This window comes from Streptomyces sp. W16, assembly GCF_033194735.1.
GTDB lineage: Bacteria > Actinomycetota > Actinomycetes > Streptomycetales > Streptomycetaceae > Streptomyces.
Window position 1 is genome coordinate 1 of sequence record NZ_JAWOAI010000269.1, and the last position, 13,328, is coordinate 13,328.

Annotated in this window: 14 protein-coding genes, 1 tRNA gene and 1 pseudogene; 10 read left to right on the forward strand and 6 right to left on the reverse strand. The window is 65.2% G+C overall.

Translation table 11 applies throughout. The features are described 5' to 3' along the window. Positions 1–441, reverse strand: a 441-nt coding sequence (locus R6V09_RS30415; RefSeq protein ID WP_317884660.1) for a TetR/AcrR family transcriptional regulator, incomplete at its 3' end; no start/stop codon positions are given. 253 nt (positions 442–694) lie between these two features. On the opposite strand from R6V09_RS30415, the gene hisN reads away from it, so the two are divergent. Next, positions 695–1,495 (forward strand): histidinol-phosphatase, encoded by an 801-nt coding sequence (hisN, locus tag R6V09_RS30420; protein ID WP_317884661.1) that lies wholly within the window; start codon positions 695–697, stop codon positions 1,493–1,495. A 153-nt stretch (positions 1,496–1,648) separates the two neighbouring features. Here hisN and R6V09_RS30425 read toward each other — a convergent pair whose 3' ends face one another. The 3 genes from R6V09_RS30425 to R6V09_RS30435 are packed head-to-tail and all read right to left on the reverse strand — an operon-like array spanning position 1,649 to position 2,420. After that, the gene (locus tag R6V09_RS30425) at positions 1,649–1,849 is read right to left on the reverse strand and encodes a hypothetical protein (protein ID WP_317884662.1); all 201 of its coding nucleotides are present in this window, start codon (positions 1,847–1,849) and stop codon (positions 1,649–1,651) included. Next, a complete protein-coding gene (locus tag R6V09_RS30430) occupies positions 1,846–2,034 on the reverse strand; it encodes a hypothetical protein (protein WP_317884663.1) in 189 nt (62 codons plus the stop codon). The genes R6V09_RS30425 and R6V09_RS30430 overlap by 4 nt, the downstream gene beginning before the upstream one ends. Beyond that, positions 2,031–2,420 carry a DUF6415 family natural product biosynthesis protein gene (locus R6V09_RS30435; protein ID WP_317884664.1) on the reverse strand — a complete coding sequence of 130 codons (390 nt, stop codon included), beginning with the start codon at positions 2,418–2,420 and terminating at the stop codon, positions 2,031–2,033. Before R6V09_RS30435 ends, R6V09_RS30430 begins: the two co-directional genes overlap by 4 nt. A 226-nt stretch (positions 2,421–2,646) precedes the next feature. On the opposite strand from R6V09_RS30435, the gene R6V09_RS30440 reads away from it, so the two are divergent. From R6V09_RS30440 to R6V09_RS30450, 3 genes are read left to right on the forward strand one after another with little or no spacing between them, the layout of a single operon-like run. Then, the gene (locus R6V09_RS30440; RefSeq protein ID WP_317884665.1) at positions 2,647–2,907 is read left to right on the forward strand and encodes a hypothetical protein; all 261 of its coding nucleotides are present in this window, start codon (positions 2,647–2,649) and stop codon (positions 2,905–2,907) included. Next, complete coding sequence (locus R6V09_RS30445; RefSeq protein ID WP_317884666.1) at positions 2,879–3,406, forward strand: DUF6879 family protein; 528 nt, start codon at positions 2,879–2,881, stop codon at positions 3,404–3,406. Before R6V09_RS30440 ends, R6V09_RS30445 begins: the two co-directional genes overlap by 29 nt. A gap of 24 nt (positions 3,407–3,430) precedes the next feature. Continuing rightward, the gene (locus R6V09_RS30450; protein WP_317884667.1) at positions 3,431–4,282 is read left to right on the forward strand and encodes a helix-turn-helix domain-containing protein; all 852 of its coding nucleotides are present in this window, start codon (positions 3,431–3,433) and stop codon (positions 4,280–4,282) included. 179 nt (positions 4,283–4,461) lie between these two features. On the opposite strand, the gene R6V09_RS30455 is transcribed toward R6V09_RS30450, so the two are convergent. After that, on the reverse strand, positions 4,462–7,986 hold the full coding sequence (locus R6V09_RS30455; RefSeq protein WP_317884668.1) for a type ISP restriction/modification enzyme: 3,525 nt from the start codon (positions 7,984–7,986) through the stop codon (positions 4,462–4,464). A gap of 278 nt (positions 7,987–8,264) precedes the next feature. Between R6V09_RS30455 and R6V09_RS54700 the strand changes: the two are divergent. The 6 genes and pseudogenes from R6V09_RS54700 to R6V09_RS30480 form a co-directional block, all read left to right on the forward strand. Next, a pseudogene (locus R6V09_RS54700) lies at positions 8,265–8,531 on the forward strand (CPCC family cysteine-rich protein); the annotation flags it as partial. Positions 8,532–9,065: 534 nt separating this feature from the next. Then, positions 9,066–9,458 carry a CBS domain-containing protein gene (locus R6V09_RS30460; protein WP_317884669.1) on the forward strand — a complete coding sequence of 131 codons (393 nt, stop codon included), beginning with the start codon at positions 9,066–9,068 and terminating at the stop codon, positions 9,456–9,458. 99 nt (positions 9,459–9,557) lie between these two features. After that, positions 9,558–9,974 (forward strand): Fur family transcriptional regulator, encoded by a 417-nt coding sequence (locus R6V09_RS30465; RefSeq protein WP_200689012.1) that lies wholly within the window; start codon positions 9,558–9,560, stop codon positions 9,972–9,974. Between the two features lie 167 nt (positions 9,975–10,141). Further along, positions 10,142–10,909, forward strand: coding sequence for an ABC transporter ATP-binding protein (locus R6V09_RS30470; RefSeq protein ID WP_317884670.1), 768 nt, complete (start codon positions 10,142–10,144; stop codon positions 10,907–10,909). Beyond that, positions 10,906–11,769 (forward strand): ABC transporter permease, encoded by an 864-nt coding sequence (locus tag R6V09_RS30475; protein ID WP_317884671.1) that lies wholly within the window; start codon positions 10,906–10,908, stop codon positions 11,767–11,769. Before R6V09_RS30470 ends, R6V09_RS30475 begins: the two co-directional genes overlap by 4 nt. Next, positions 11,766–12,911: an ABC transporter substrate-binding protein gene (locus tag R6V09_RS30480; RefSeq protein WP_317884672.1), complete on the forward strand. Its 1,146-nt coding sequence runs from the start codon at positions 11,766–11,768 to the stop codon at positions 12,909–12,911. Before R6V09_RS30475 ends, R6V09_RS30480 begins: the two co-directional genes overlap by 4 nt. A gap of 48 nt (positions 12,912–12,959) precedes the next feature. Here R6V09_RS30480 and R6V09_RS30485 read toward each other — a convergent pair. Then, positions 12,960–13,033: transfer RNA gene (locus R6V09_RS30485), tRNA-Met, on the reverse strand. Positions 13,034–13,328 lie beyond the last annotated feature (295 nt).

Genomic DNA, 13,328 nt, shown 5'->3' on the forward strand with positions numbered 1-13,328 from the left:
GGCACGGTCGCGGACGACGGCCACGAAGTCGCCGGGCGAGGGCAGCGGCCCGTCGGCCCGGCGCTGTGCCGGTACGGCGGAGGAGGACGGCACCGCGGACAGGGTCGGCGAGGGCAGCCTCTCGCTCCAGCAGCCGGTGAGCATGGCCCGCACCAACGCGTTCTCACGGGCCGCCGACGTGGTCCACTCGGCGGTCGCGGTCAGCCGCTCACGGGCGTCGGCATACGCGCCGAGGGCCCGGTCGACGCCGACGAGATAGCCGTCGGCCTCCCTTCTGACCAGCGCCCGCGCGAGCCCCTCCTTGCTGCCGAACTCGTTGTACAGCGTCTGCCGGGACACTCCGGCCGCGGCGGCCACGTCCACCATCCGTACGGTGGACCACGACCTGCGTGCCAGCGCCGTATAGGCGGCGTCCAACAGGGATTCCCGCGCTGCAGGCATCTTTCGCCTCCCGGGGGCGAGCGGCTCTGCGCCCAGATTTGACGCGCACGGGAGCACTGTCAAGGGTTCACGGCGGCGCCGGGGGGCGCACTTCGGCCATTGCGCGCGGGAGTTGAGGGAGAGTGCCGGTCGGAAGTGCTGCTCGGGGAAGGGACTCGGCGCCCCCGTGCCGCTCTTGTGACGGTGCCCCACCTCCCGTTTCGCCCACCGGACCCTGTAGCCCCGCCCCGACCCCTGAAGATACGGTTCACGCATGGCCGACTATCACGATGACCTGCGCCTCGCCCACGTCCTCGCGGACGCCGCCGACGCCGCGACGACCGCCCGGTTCAAGGCGCTCGATCTCAAGGTCGAGACCAAGCCGGACATGACTCCGGTCAGCGAGGCGGACAAGGCCGCCGAGGAACTCATCCGCGGCCATCTGCAGCGCGCACGCCCGCGCGACGCGGTCATCGGCGAGGAGTACGGCGTCGAGGGCACCGGCCCCCGCCGCTGGGTGATCGACCCGATCGACGGCACCAAGAACTACGTGCGCGGAGTCCCGGTGTGGGCCACGCTGATCTCCCTGACGGAGGCGGCGGAGGGCGGCTACCAGCCCGTCGTCGGCCTCGTCTCCGCGCCCGCGCTCGGCCGCCGCTGGTGGGCCGCGAAGGGCCACGGCGCCTACACCGGCCGCAGCCTGTCCTCCGCGTCCCGGCTGCGCGTCTCCCAGGTCTCGAAGCTGGCGGACGCGTCCTTCGCGTACTCCTCGCTCACCGGCTGGGAGGACCAGGGCCGGCTCGGCGGCTTCCTGGACCTGACCCGCGAGGTGTGGCGCACGCGCGCGTACGGCGACTTCTGGCCCTACATGATGGTCGCCGAGGGCTCGGTCGACATCTGCGCCGAACCCGAGCTCTCCCTGTGGGACATGGCGGCGAACGCGATCATCGTCACCGAGGCCGGCGGCACCTTCACGGGCCTCGACGGCCGCCCGGGCCCGCACAGCGGCAACGCGGCGGCGTCGAACGGCATCCTGCACGACGAGTTCCTGGGGTATCTCAATATGCGCTACTGAGCTGGCTTGCGGCATGGTCTGGGCGTTTCCCCCTTCCCCATGCCCCCTAGGCCGTCATCGGTCTTCGGGCCAACCTGGAACGCGCCGTTCACCGTTTCCCGCGTGCGACTCTCGCAGGTCAGCCCAGAGTCGTGTCATCAGGGTTGTTCGGCATCAGTAACTCCTCCGCTCTGCGATCAGTACGCGAGCCAGGATGCGTACCAGTGTGGTGTCCGGCTCGACGAGGTCAGCGTGCTCACGGTGTGCCCACACGTCCCGCCCCGGTCCGCTCATGGTCTCCTCGTGCCAGAGATGAACCGCGTCGTCAGGATCGGTGATCGGCTCGTCGCAGTAGCGGCAGAAGCGCAGAGTCATGACGCACCCGCTATACGCGTGTGGCAGGGACAGGTGCAGCGTCGTACGAGGACCAGGCCGGCTCCGTGGGGCAGTGGGATGTCCTTGGTCTGGCGGCATTCGTGGTGCAGTTCCTGGTAGCCGTCCTGGGCAGCCAGCGCGCACTCGGCGGAGCACGTCGAGGTGTCGTCGATGGGCGCGGTCACGGGCGCGCTCCAAGGTTCTCGTAGTGGTCGCACAAAGCGTTCAAGGTGCGTGCCAGGCGTCGGGCGTAGCCGACTTCTCCGCCGAATCCGCGGGTCGGCTCGGCACGGAGTTTTCCCCGCGCCTCGCCTACGCAGGCGAGCGCGCAGTACCGGGGGATGCTGTCCTTCTTCAACCGCCTGACGGACTGCTCGACCTCGGGGATGAGCAGTTCCAGGTGGCCCCGGATCATCTGCGTCAGCGTCTCCAGCTCATCAGCGGTTGGGGGCAGCGCCACGGCGTCTGGGTCCAGCAGAATCTGCACGGTCTCGCGTATGACGGTGATGTCAGGGCGATCGACTTGCCGGCGCTCAGTACCTTCGGATGCTGCGGTGGCGCGGTTCGCCATGTCGACCCCTGCCCAGTCGGCCACACCCGGGGCCGTTCGCATGGTCGCCGGGTCTCGTCGTGTCTCTTGAAGCTAGGAGTGCGACGGACGCCAATGCCAGCAATGTGCAGATATTTGCAGTCATGCCAACTAGCCGTGGACATTGTCGAGTTCGGCCTCTTGACCAGTCACGCCAGCTGCCGGAGCGTGTCGCAAAGAACTGCACATCTCATGGATGGAGAGAGTCGTGTCGCTACGGTTCATCGGGATCGACCCCGACACCAAGACCGGAGACTCACCGACCGTCTGGGTCGACCAGGAGAAGGGCGAACTCGTCTTCCAGGGGTGGAAGCCGGACCCTCAACTCGAAGCAGAGTGCGCAGCGTTCGAAGTGCCAGGTCATGCCGTCGGCATTCCGGTGGACGAGGCCGTCGTCCGCGTCCCTGCCAGGATGGTGCACATGATCAGGGAGGCGTGCGATGTCCTCGATCGTTCCGACGATCGCTGAACTCATGGACGAGTGCACACGCTCCGCTGTGCACCTTGAGATGCGAGACCACTACGGGGTGGCCGCAGAGGCTGACGACTTCCGAACATGGCTGGAGACCGGCCGTCTCGACACCGACCCCGCATCGCAGGACTGGGCACCCTGGGTGAACCTGGTCTCCCGTGCCGTGACGCGCGGCGTCACCGTGCGGCGCGCCCGGATCGTGTCCGAACCCGCCACGGACTACATCCGCTACGAACACGCCTCCACCGGCGTCAACGTGCACGCCGGGGAACAGGTGCGCTGGTTGCCCCGCCGACGCGCCTCGGACATCGCTCTGCCGGGCAACGACTTCTGGCTCTTCGACGACCAGGTGATCCGGTGGGGCTACTTCTCCGGCGACGGGGCCATGATCGGCCACGAGATCTCCGAGGACCCAGCCGCAGCGGAACTGTGCGCCGAGTCCTTCGAGGCCGTATGGGCGCGCGCAATCCCTCACGACCAGTACCAGATCAACTGACCAGAAAGCACCGGCAGCCAACCCATGCCCGCCTCGCCCTCCTCGTCCGCCCAGGCCGCACGCGAGGCCGTCGCCCACCGGCTGCGCGACCTCCGCAAGGAAGCCGGCCTGACGGTCGTGCAGTTGGCTGCCGCGTGCGGCTGGCACTACTCCAAAACCTCACGCATCGAGAACGCCCTCACCGGGCCGTCCGCGAACGACATCCGAAGCTGGTGCACCGCGACCGGGTCGGACAGTCAGGCGCAGGATCTCGTCGTGCAGTCCATCAACGCCGAGTCGATGTACCGGCAATGGCGCGACCAGGTCCGCGCCGGACTGCGCCACATCCAGGACAGCAGGATGCAAGCATCCCGCGAGACCCAGAACTTCCGGATCTACTCCTCCAGCATCGTCCCCGGACTGCTACAGACAGAGGGCTACGCGCTCGCCGTCCTGGGTATCGCCGCCAGCATCCACGACCTGGACATCGACGACAGCGCGGAGGCCGCCCGCGCTCGGCTCGAACGCTCCCGCATCATCCACGAACAGGGACACCGTTTCGTCGTGGTCGTCGAGGAGGCCGTCCTGCACTCCCAGGTGGCCGACCCCGACGCCATGGCAGCACAACTCGGCTACCTCCTCACCGCCGGCGCCCTACCGGCCGTCTCCCTCGGCGTCATCCCCATGACCATCCGCCGGACCCACTGGCCCGAAGAGACCTTCCACCTCTACGACGACAAGCACGTCTCCGTCGAGCTGGTGTCCGCCGAGGTCAACGTCACCCAGCCCTCCGAGATCGCCCTGTACGTGAAGGCATTCGAGCGGTTGCGCAGCATGGCCGTGTACGGCGCGGACGCTCGCGCTCTGATCGTGAAAGCCATCGAAGCCTTGCGTTGAGCCCAGGCTTTGCCCAGATCGGTGGTCGATCTACATTCACCCTTCGGTTGCTCCTTGTCGTCGTCACCGCGCCTGTAGACCTTGCCGTCCCCTGAGCCGTATCCTCGGGTCGATTCAGGCGGCGGCTCAGATCGTCGTCGGGCCGAGCAATAACCCGAGCTCAAGATCGGTAGTGTCAGTCACCGTGTTCCCCGGTGACGACGGGGCCGACCAGGCACTTGCTTCTTGCCAATGCGGCCGGGCCTCACTTCGTTTACGGGCTTCAGTTCTTGAGGCGGCGGGATTTGCTGCACCTCGTGGCGCTCTTGGCCCTCATGCTCTGCCATGCCAGGCAAGATTTCCTGGTCACTGGCAGGTCGACGCGGCTTTGCTGCGTGAGGCGGAGCGGGGAGAATCCTTCGACGAGTCAACTCCGATCGCGAGATGAGCGGCTGCTCAAGTACACGGTCAAGCAGGCCTTCCTGCGCAGATTCCAGTTCAGTGAGGTGCCGCAAAACAGAGAGCAAACAGATGAGTTCATCACTCCACTCACTTCGCCAGTTCTCGCTGCGAATTAGGTCAAGACCACTACCGACCCGACCGGTTGGTCGGCTCCCACGGCTGCTTAGCCATCGATCTATGACCTCGCGACCGTCTACTGCATAATGACGCATACGCTGTGTGACGTTATGGAAGGCTCCTGTCCCGATCCATAAGATTCGAGCAGAACTGTCATACACAACCTTAGATGGCAAGGGATGTATGTTAATCGCCGGTCGATACAGGATGGGCTCCGGCAGTGTCCGGCGTAGGCCATCAGAGCCGACCGGGCGCCCCTCACCAGAGTCTACATATCGCTCACCGAAAGTGGCAGCCCAGATCACACGACGGCCGAGCGATACTGCAGAACTCCATAATTCTTTATGTCCAGTAAGGGGTACCCGTATCCCCGGCGTATTCAGCTCATCGGCAAACCGATTAGTGAAGGCCGGGTGGGCTGTTATTGCGGCAATGTATGCGGCAAGGTCATCTGCGGTCACTTCGGGAAGATGGAATGAGTTAGCCAGATGCTGAAGAAGACCAGGCGTCACGTTCGCTGTGCCGTCAGGATGCCGCAGAGGTAAAACGCGACCTCCCCCACTGCCCCTAAAAGCATTCTTGTCAGGAATTAGCGACGAGAAGACCAAGGCTGGCCCACGTTCGATTCTATGCGAGTTCCGCTCAAGTATAAATACCTGATCCTCTCGAATAGCTCGCCACAAGTCAGGGCGAGGCATATCCAATAACCTGCTGTCGGGTATTACCCACTGCCGATCAAAGCTGCGGAGGCAAACCTGTACGGGAGCAAGACAATCACCTTTCTCGACCTTCAAGGAATATGGCGTATACGCATGATCCGGCAGGGGCTCTACGACAGAAGAAAGCGTACGGTCACGGGTCTCCTTGAACAATTCAGCCTTAACTACCGGATCAGTCTCATGCATCAGACGTCGCCAGCGAAGTATCAAAGTCTCTTCGTCGGGCGCGTAGACCCATGTACGAGACGGGGTCACGCCTGTTCTCGTCCAAGGAAGCAACTCATCCAATGCGGGGCATTCGTCCCAGCAACTCTGCGGCGCTCCGGTGAAATCCGAGTACGGATCATTGCGCGCCAATTGCCACTGTCGACCGTCTAAGGTGAGCTCTGACAACTGTTGATACTTCGATTCACGTGATCCGGTTAAAGCCGTGTAGTGGATGCGCGCGAGCTCTTCAGCGGAGGTATTCGCCTTACGGACGAAGATCGCGACGGCGAGCTCCTGCTGTACGCCTGGAAAGAAACGAGTTGATATCGGCGGTTGTTGCCCCTCGGGCGTGAGATCAATTATCCACCCTTCGGAGCACGTCCTTCGCAGATAGTTACGCATTCCTTTGAAGCCCCTGCCCCTCAGGAACCCGGCCATGCTGACGAAACACACGATCCCGACACCCTGCTGCCGCTGCGCACGGTGCTGCTCGAACACCTTGTACGTGGCCCAACGCCAGAAATAGACGTATTGGCTCCTTAATTTGTTCTCATACACACTGTCGTTACCACGCAAGCGGAAGCCATCTAACAGCGGTTCTCCTGGGGTTGAGTACTCAGAGAGAAACCAGCCTCCCGTCTCTGCCGCTTGTGCGTGGCCGCGGGATCCACTTTCGATCCACCCGCCCTTACCACTGGCCTTCTCCACAAAAGGTGGGTTCCCGATGACCACGGTTACGGGATCAGTCTGCTTGATTCGGTCGGCCAATCGGCGATCTGCAATTAAGTCTGCATACACCGCACCCAGGTCAGGCACCGAATTCTCACCCCAGGGGTCGGATAGTGTGTCGGCGAGATGCAAGTGCATATCCTTCAAGTGCAGGCGGGTTTTCTGCCGATAGAGAGCCTGTGTCACTCTCATCTCGGCGACGGCAAAGGCGCCCATCTGATTTTCAAAACCGACGAGTCGTCGTGCGAGGCTGTCGAGCGCCTCGACCCTCTCCCCATCGTCTTCGTGCTGCCACCGCCCAGCGACTCTGTCGATAACCGCGCTGAGAAAACTCCCGCTACCCATCGCTGGGTCGACGATAGTTACTTGACTGTCTGCCAATCCACGAGAACGCCCCAGCCGACTCTCCAGGACTTCCTCGGTTAGTCGCACCATGTGATCTACCAGCGGCACGGGCGTGTAGTACGTTCCTGACTTTCTCCGGAGCTTACTGTCATATTCTTCCAGGAAGTTCTCATACAAGTGGACATGTGCGTCCGGTTCTCGCTCGCGAATCGTTTCCCATCGCACTGCACCGATGATCTTTACCAGCATATCAAGGCAATTACCGAACTGTTCACTTATCTGATCTGTGAGAATCTGCAGGGATCGCCCCATGACTGTGTGCTCGGCGCCTAGTTGCCTTCCAACCTCATGGAGACTCTGGCTAGCAATATCGATTCCCTCAACTCGGGCCAGAATCAGCGAGTGAGTGACAGCTTGTGCGTAGCGGTCCGCGAAATCAGTAAGACGATCACTTTCCTCGGATTCGCGAGGAAAAAGGATCTGTTCCCAGTCCCTAGCGAGCGCCGTAAACCACTTACTCGACCCCCTTGCAGACTCACGCAAAGGAAGCTGGGCTTCGAAGGCAAGCTGCTCAATCACTTCTTCCTTGAGCAGTCGACACAGAGGTGCCGCCGCCTTTACTAGATCTCGAACACTCTCAATAGGCTTCGGCTGCCACATCAGGAATTCTTGAACCATGAGCAGGAAGGATGCGCCATCCGTATCCGGGGTAGATAAACTCTTCCCTGCAGTGGATAGATCTCCTTGGAGGTGAACAGTGTGAACTGCTTCACCATGGCGGTAGAGAACCCAGGAAACGCCATTTGTATACAGAACGTTGGCGAGCCGGGTCATCGTCTCCCACTGCCGTAGGTCACGTCCGCGCAGACCCGCGCGAGTCACGGCGCGATCTGGTCGCTTCAGTTCCAGATAACCAATAATGTCTTGTCGATTACCCAGACGGGCCGCGAAATCAGGACGGACACCGAGATCGGGGCGTCGCACTTCAGGATGAAGGTGCAATTCGTGATGAAGGCGCGCAGCCATCGAACGAAGTAGATCTTCGACAGGGGTGCTGATAGCGGCTTCTGGCCCACCGATGCCGAGACGATCCCTGCACTCGATCCCGAACTTCGCGACCAGCCGAGGGACCCAAGTCTCTGCCACGTCTCGCCCCGCCTACTCCATGGCGACGACCAACGGACCACCTGGCCGGCTGCACGCGCGCCAGAACCAACGAGCGCGGAAGCGTACTCAGCGCTCTCCTACCTAATGACCATAAGGGCGCCCAGCCAACCGCCAAAGAGGCTGTGCAGGAGCGTCTATCGGCGGACTGAGGCATGGGGGCGCACGGGTTGTACGAGACATCTAACTGCCAAGGATGCAGCCGTGACTTACGTCAATGTCCGGGGTAGCGCCGAGGGCGGACCGTACGCTGCCCTTGCTGCGGCTTCATCACCCTTGCCGGGCGCGAAGCGTACGAGATCTGCCCGGTCCGTATCTGGGAGGACGACGGCCAGGATGAGCACGACGCGGAAGAAGTCCGAGGAGGACCCAACCACGGTCTGAGCCTCCGAAACGCCAGCCGCAATTACCAGGAGATCGGCGCGTCCAACGAGCGCCGCACCCAGTTCGTGCAGGCTCCACTCCCCCACGAGCACCCCGACGGCGGCACATCGTACGGAACGGGGATCATCCACGACCGCTCCTGACAGACGCTGGCGCGCAGTCTGCCTCTGCACCACAACCGCACCAGACCAAGGGGGAACAACGGGGAATCACAGTGAAAGCAACAGGCCAGACGCGGTCACCGCCCGGCCGTTCACCCAGGTCGGCGCCACAACCAGCCGCAAAGACCCGCAGCTTCCCAAACTGATGTCCGGAGAAGGGCTGAGCATTGCCACGGCGGCCTCGCCGGGCCGTCTGCGGACCGTCCGAGGCTGGCCACCGACGACCAGCAACGACCAACGACGGCCGCAACCGCGCAGCTCGTCGGCGGAGTGGAGGGTGACCCCCCACCTCACCGCCGAGCACGATCAATACATGCGCTACTAAGCACCACGTGACGCCTGCACACGCCCCCAACCGGCCACGCGCGCCCTCTTGTTGACCCGTGCTTTACCTGCGACTCTGAGAGTCCCCCCACTTGTGAACTTGTGAATCCGGTAACTAACGGACCCGAAGGTCTCAAAAGATCTCAAGGGTCCGTGAGCAACCCCGGATTCCCTAGGAGGTGGCCTCATCCCATGCTGGTCCGCGACGCCATGAGCACGGTGGTCCTCACCATCGGCCCCGCCCACACCCTCCGCCAGGCAGCCGCCCTGATGTCCTCGCGCCATGTCGGCGCGGCCGTGGTCCTCGATCCGGACGCCGGCGGCATCGGCATCCTCACCGAACGGGACATCCTCAACTCGCTCGGCAAGGGCCAGAACCCGGACACCGAGCGCGCCGACGCCCACACCACCACCGACGTCGTGTTCGCCACCCCGGCCTGGACCCTGGAGGACGCGGCGAGCGCCATGGCCCACGGCGGTTTCCGCCACCTCATCGTCCTCGACCGCGCCGAGCCCGCCGGCATCGTCTCGGTCCGCGACATCATCCGCTGCTGGGCACCCGCACGACAGCAGGTGCCGGCCTGACAACCCCTGATCCCAACAGTTGGATTCAGTCCAAGTCCAGCAGTCCTCCAAAGTCACACCTATTCGGGAACTGGTCACGTTGCTGTTAGGCTGGCCTGCATGAGTGACCTTCTGGAGCGGCTGCGCGGACGCGGATGGCGGATGACCGCACAGCGGCGCGTCGTGGCCGAAGTGCTCGACGGCGACCACGTCCACCTGACCGCCGACGAGGTCCACTCCCGCGCCGTGGCCAAGCTCCCGGAGATCTCCCGGGCGACGGTCTACAACACACTCGGCGAGCTGGTCTCCCTCGGTGAGGTGCTCGAAGTCGCCACCGACAAGCGGGCCAAGCGCTACGACCCGAACGCGCACAGCCCGCACCACCACCTGGTCTGCGCCAACTGCGGCCAGATCCGCGACGTCCACCCGGGCGGCAACCCCCTCGCCGACCTCCCCGACTCGGAGCGCTTCGGCTTCACGGTCTCGGACGTCGAGGTGACGTACCGCGGGCTGTGCCCGAACTGCGCGAGCGCGTAGCAAGTCCTCCCGCGAGCCCCGGTATCCGTTCGACACGGACGGATACCAGGGCTTCGTGCTGCCCACGGACTTCCCGAATCTGGCGGACCGTCATATCGTCGTGCGGCACCCCACCCGTGCAAACAGACGCACCGCACTCCGCACTCCGCACTCCGCAAGGAGCAACCGTGGGAGACCGGCACCCAAAACTCCACGCCACCCAACTCACCCGCACCTTCGGCCGCGCCCCGCACCAGGTCCATGCCCTCGGCCCGCTCGAACTCAGCGTCGCCCCCGGCGAGTTCGTCTGCCTGGTCGGCCCGTCCGGCTGCGGAAAATCCACCCTCCTGCGCATTGCCGCGGGCCTCCTGCGCCCCAGCACCGGCACCCTGGAGATCCGCACATCCAGCCTCCGCCCGGCGGCCATGATCTTCCAGGACTACGGCATCTACGACTGGAAGTCGGTCCGCGCCAACGTCCGCTTCGGCCTGGACATCCAGCGCGTCCCGCGCCGCGAGGCCAACGCCCGCGCTGACGAGTGGCTGACCCGCATGGGCCTCGCCGACTTCGCGGACGCCTACCCCGCGACCCTCTCCGGCGGCATGCGCCAGCGCGTCGCCATCGCCCGCGCACTCGCCGTAGAACCCGAACTCCTGCTGATGGACGAGCCGTTCGCCGCCCTCGACGCCCAGCTCCGCACGATCCTCCAGGACGAACTCCTCGACCTCACCCAGGCGTTGCGCACCACCACCCTCTTCATCACGCACAGCCTGGAGGAGGCGCTCGTGCTCGGTGACCGGGTACTGGTGATGTCCGCGCGCCCGGGCCGGATCATCGCCGAACACCGCCCGCCGTTCCCGCGCCCGCGCACCGGCGACATCCGGGACACCCCCGAATTCACCGCCCTGAAAAGCGAGTTGTGGGAGCTGCTACGGAAGGAGGCGGTGCCCGCATGACCACGATCGCCCCCGGCCGCGAGGAATCGGTCCTGGTCCGCCGCCCCGGCCCTCACGAACTCCATCCCGTACGCACCCACCGTCGCCGGCGCGCACTGGAACTGTCCCTCGCCGTGGCCGTACCGCTCGCCCTGATCCTGTGGTGGCAACTGGCCGCCGGCCAGGGCTGGATCGACCCCCGCGTCTACCCGGCCCCGTCCACGATCTTCTCCGACGGCTGGGACCGGGCCATCGCCGGCGACCTGTGGCCGGATGTGTGGGCCACCACCCGGCGCGTCCTGGGCGGTTACGCGATCGGCACGGCGGCCGGCTACGCCCTGGGCCTGCTGATGGGCTCCCTCTCGCTCGTCCGGGCCGCGCTGGAACCGCTGTTGGACGCCCTGTACGTCGTACCGAAGCTGGCCCTGCTGCCGGTCTTCCTGAACATGTTCGGCCTGGGAGAGGGCCCGCAACTGGCGCTGGTGGCCGCCACTGTCTTCTTCTTCGTGTGGATCTCGACGATGTCGGCGGTCGTCGCAATCCCCTCCGGCCACCGCGACGCGGGCCGGGTCTTCGGCGCGACCCCGTGGCAGATGTTCCGCCACGTCCTCCTCCCCGCCTCCCTCCCCGCGGTCCTCGTAGGCGCGCGGATCGCGGCGGGTGTGGCCGTCCTGGTCATCGTCGCCTCGGAACAGATCGCCGCGACCGACGGCCTCGGCCACCTGATCTTCGACTCCCGCGCGCTGTTCCAGAACGACGTGATGTTCGTGGGCATCCTGTGCGTCGCGGTGCTGGGGGTCATCTTCTCCGAACTGGTGCGGGTGGCGGGCCGGTTGCTCACACCGTGGGCACCGCGGGACCGAGGACGGGGGCAGTCGTGAGACGGCGTGCGTACGGTGTGGTGGTCGTCGTGGCGGCGGTGCTGGCGTCGGCGGGCTGTTCGTCCAAGTACGCGGACGACTCAGGGAGTTCGGGCGCTGCGGCCGTCGGCAACCGCACGGTCGAACCCGTGACCGGCTGCGGCAAGTCCTCCTGGACGGACCCGGCAGACCTCTCCCCCACCCGCACCCCGGCCCGCTGCAAGCCACTCACCCCCGCCCCGCAACCCCTCCCCAAAACGCGGAAGGTGACGATCGCCACGGGGACGCTGAGCGCGGAGTATGTGGCCCCGCTCGAAGTCGCCCTGGACAAGGGTGAGTTCAAGAAGGAGGGCCTGGACGTCACGCTCAAGGTGCTCCCGACACCGGACGCGCTCCCCCTGGTGGCCAAGGGGGACATCGACGCGATGTGGGCGGCCCCCGAGGCGGCCGTCATGAACGGCGTCAAGGGCGGTTTCGACATCAAGTGGGTCGCCGGGAACTTCTCGCCCGACCCCGAGTCGAAGAGCGGTCTGTGGGTGAAGCTGAAGAAGGGCGAGGCGGCGGCGGACGTCCGGATGGCGGGCCGCAGGATGGGCACGATGATCGGCAAGGGCTCGGTGATCGCGTACCCCATGGAGAAGGCCCTCGCGACCCACGGCGGCGGCCTCGACAAGATCCAGTACCAGCAGCTCGGTTCGGCCGACGTCCTCACCGCCCTACAGAACGGCGGCGTCGACTCCGCGTGGCTCCTGGACCCGGTCTGGCGCAAGGTCGACGACAATCCCGCCTACGCCTTCCTGGGCGGTCAGCCCCTCGGCGAACCCCTGGGCGGCATGCTGTATGGCCGTAGCCTCCTGCACGACGACGTGGACGCCGGCGTGGCCCTCCTCCGGGCCTACATCCGCACGGTGAGCACGTACTTCGCGGGCGACTACAAGAGCGACCCCGCCTTCGTCACGTACCTCGCGAAACTCCTGAAGACGGACGAGGCGGTCCTGAAGTCGACCCCGTCGCTCGGCATGGACTGGGAGATCCGCGCGGGGACGACGACGCGGTTGCAGGCCGCGTACAAGGCGGCGGGGGTGTCGAAGGGGGCCGCGCTCCCGGAGTCACGGACTGTGGACCGCTCGCTGTACGAGGAGGCGGTGGGCCACCAGCCGTAGAAACGCCGAGGGCCGGAACCCTTTCGGATTCCGGCCCTCGGCCTTCAGTAGCGGGGACAGGATTTGAACCTGCGACCTCTGGGTTATGAGCCCAGCGAGCTACCGAGCTGCTCCACCCCGCGTCGGTAAACACGACACTACGTCAGTCGTACCGAGAGAAGCAAATCGTTTAACAGCGCAGGTCAGCGCCCTTCATTTCGCAGCCCGGTCCGGCACCATCAGCCCGTCCGGCGTTTGAGGACGAGGCCGCCCAGGCCGAAGCGGGGGTCTGGGGGCGGCAGCCCCCAGGGACGGGACGGGAAGGGGCGGCGGGGGCGAACCCCCCCCTACGCCGTCAGCTCCTGCCGCAACGTATCCCGCAGCCGAGCCGCCCGCTCGGACACCTCCGACGGCCCCAAGGAAACGGCCCGGTCAGCC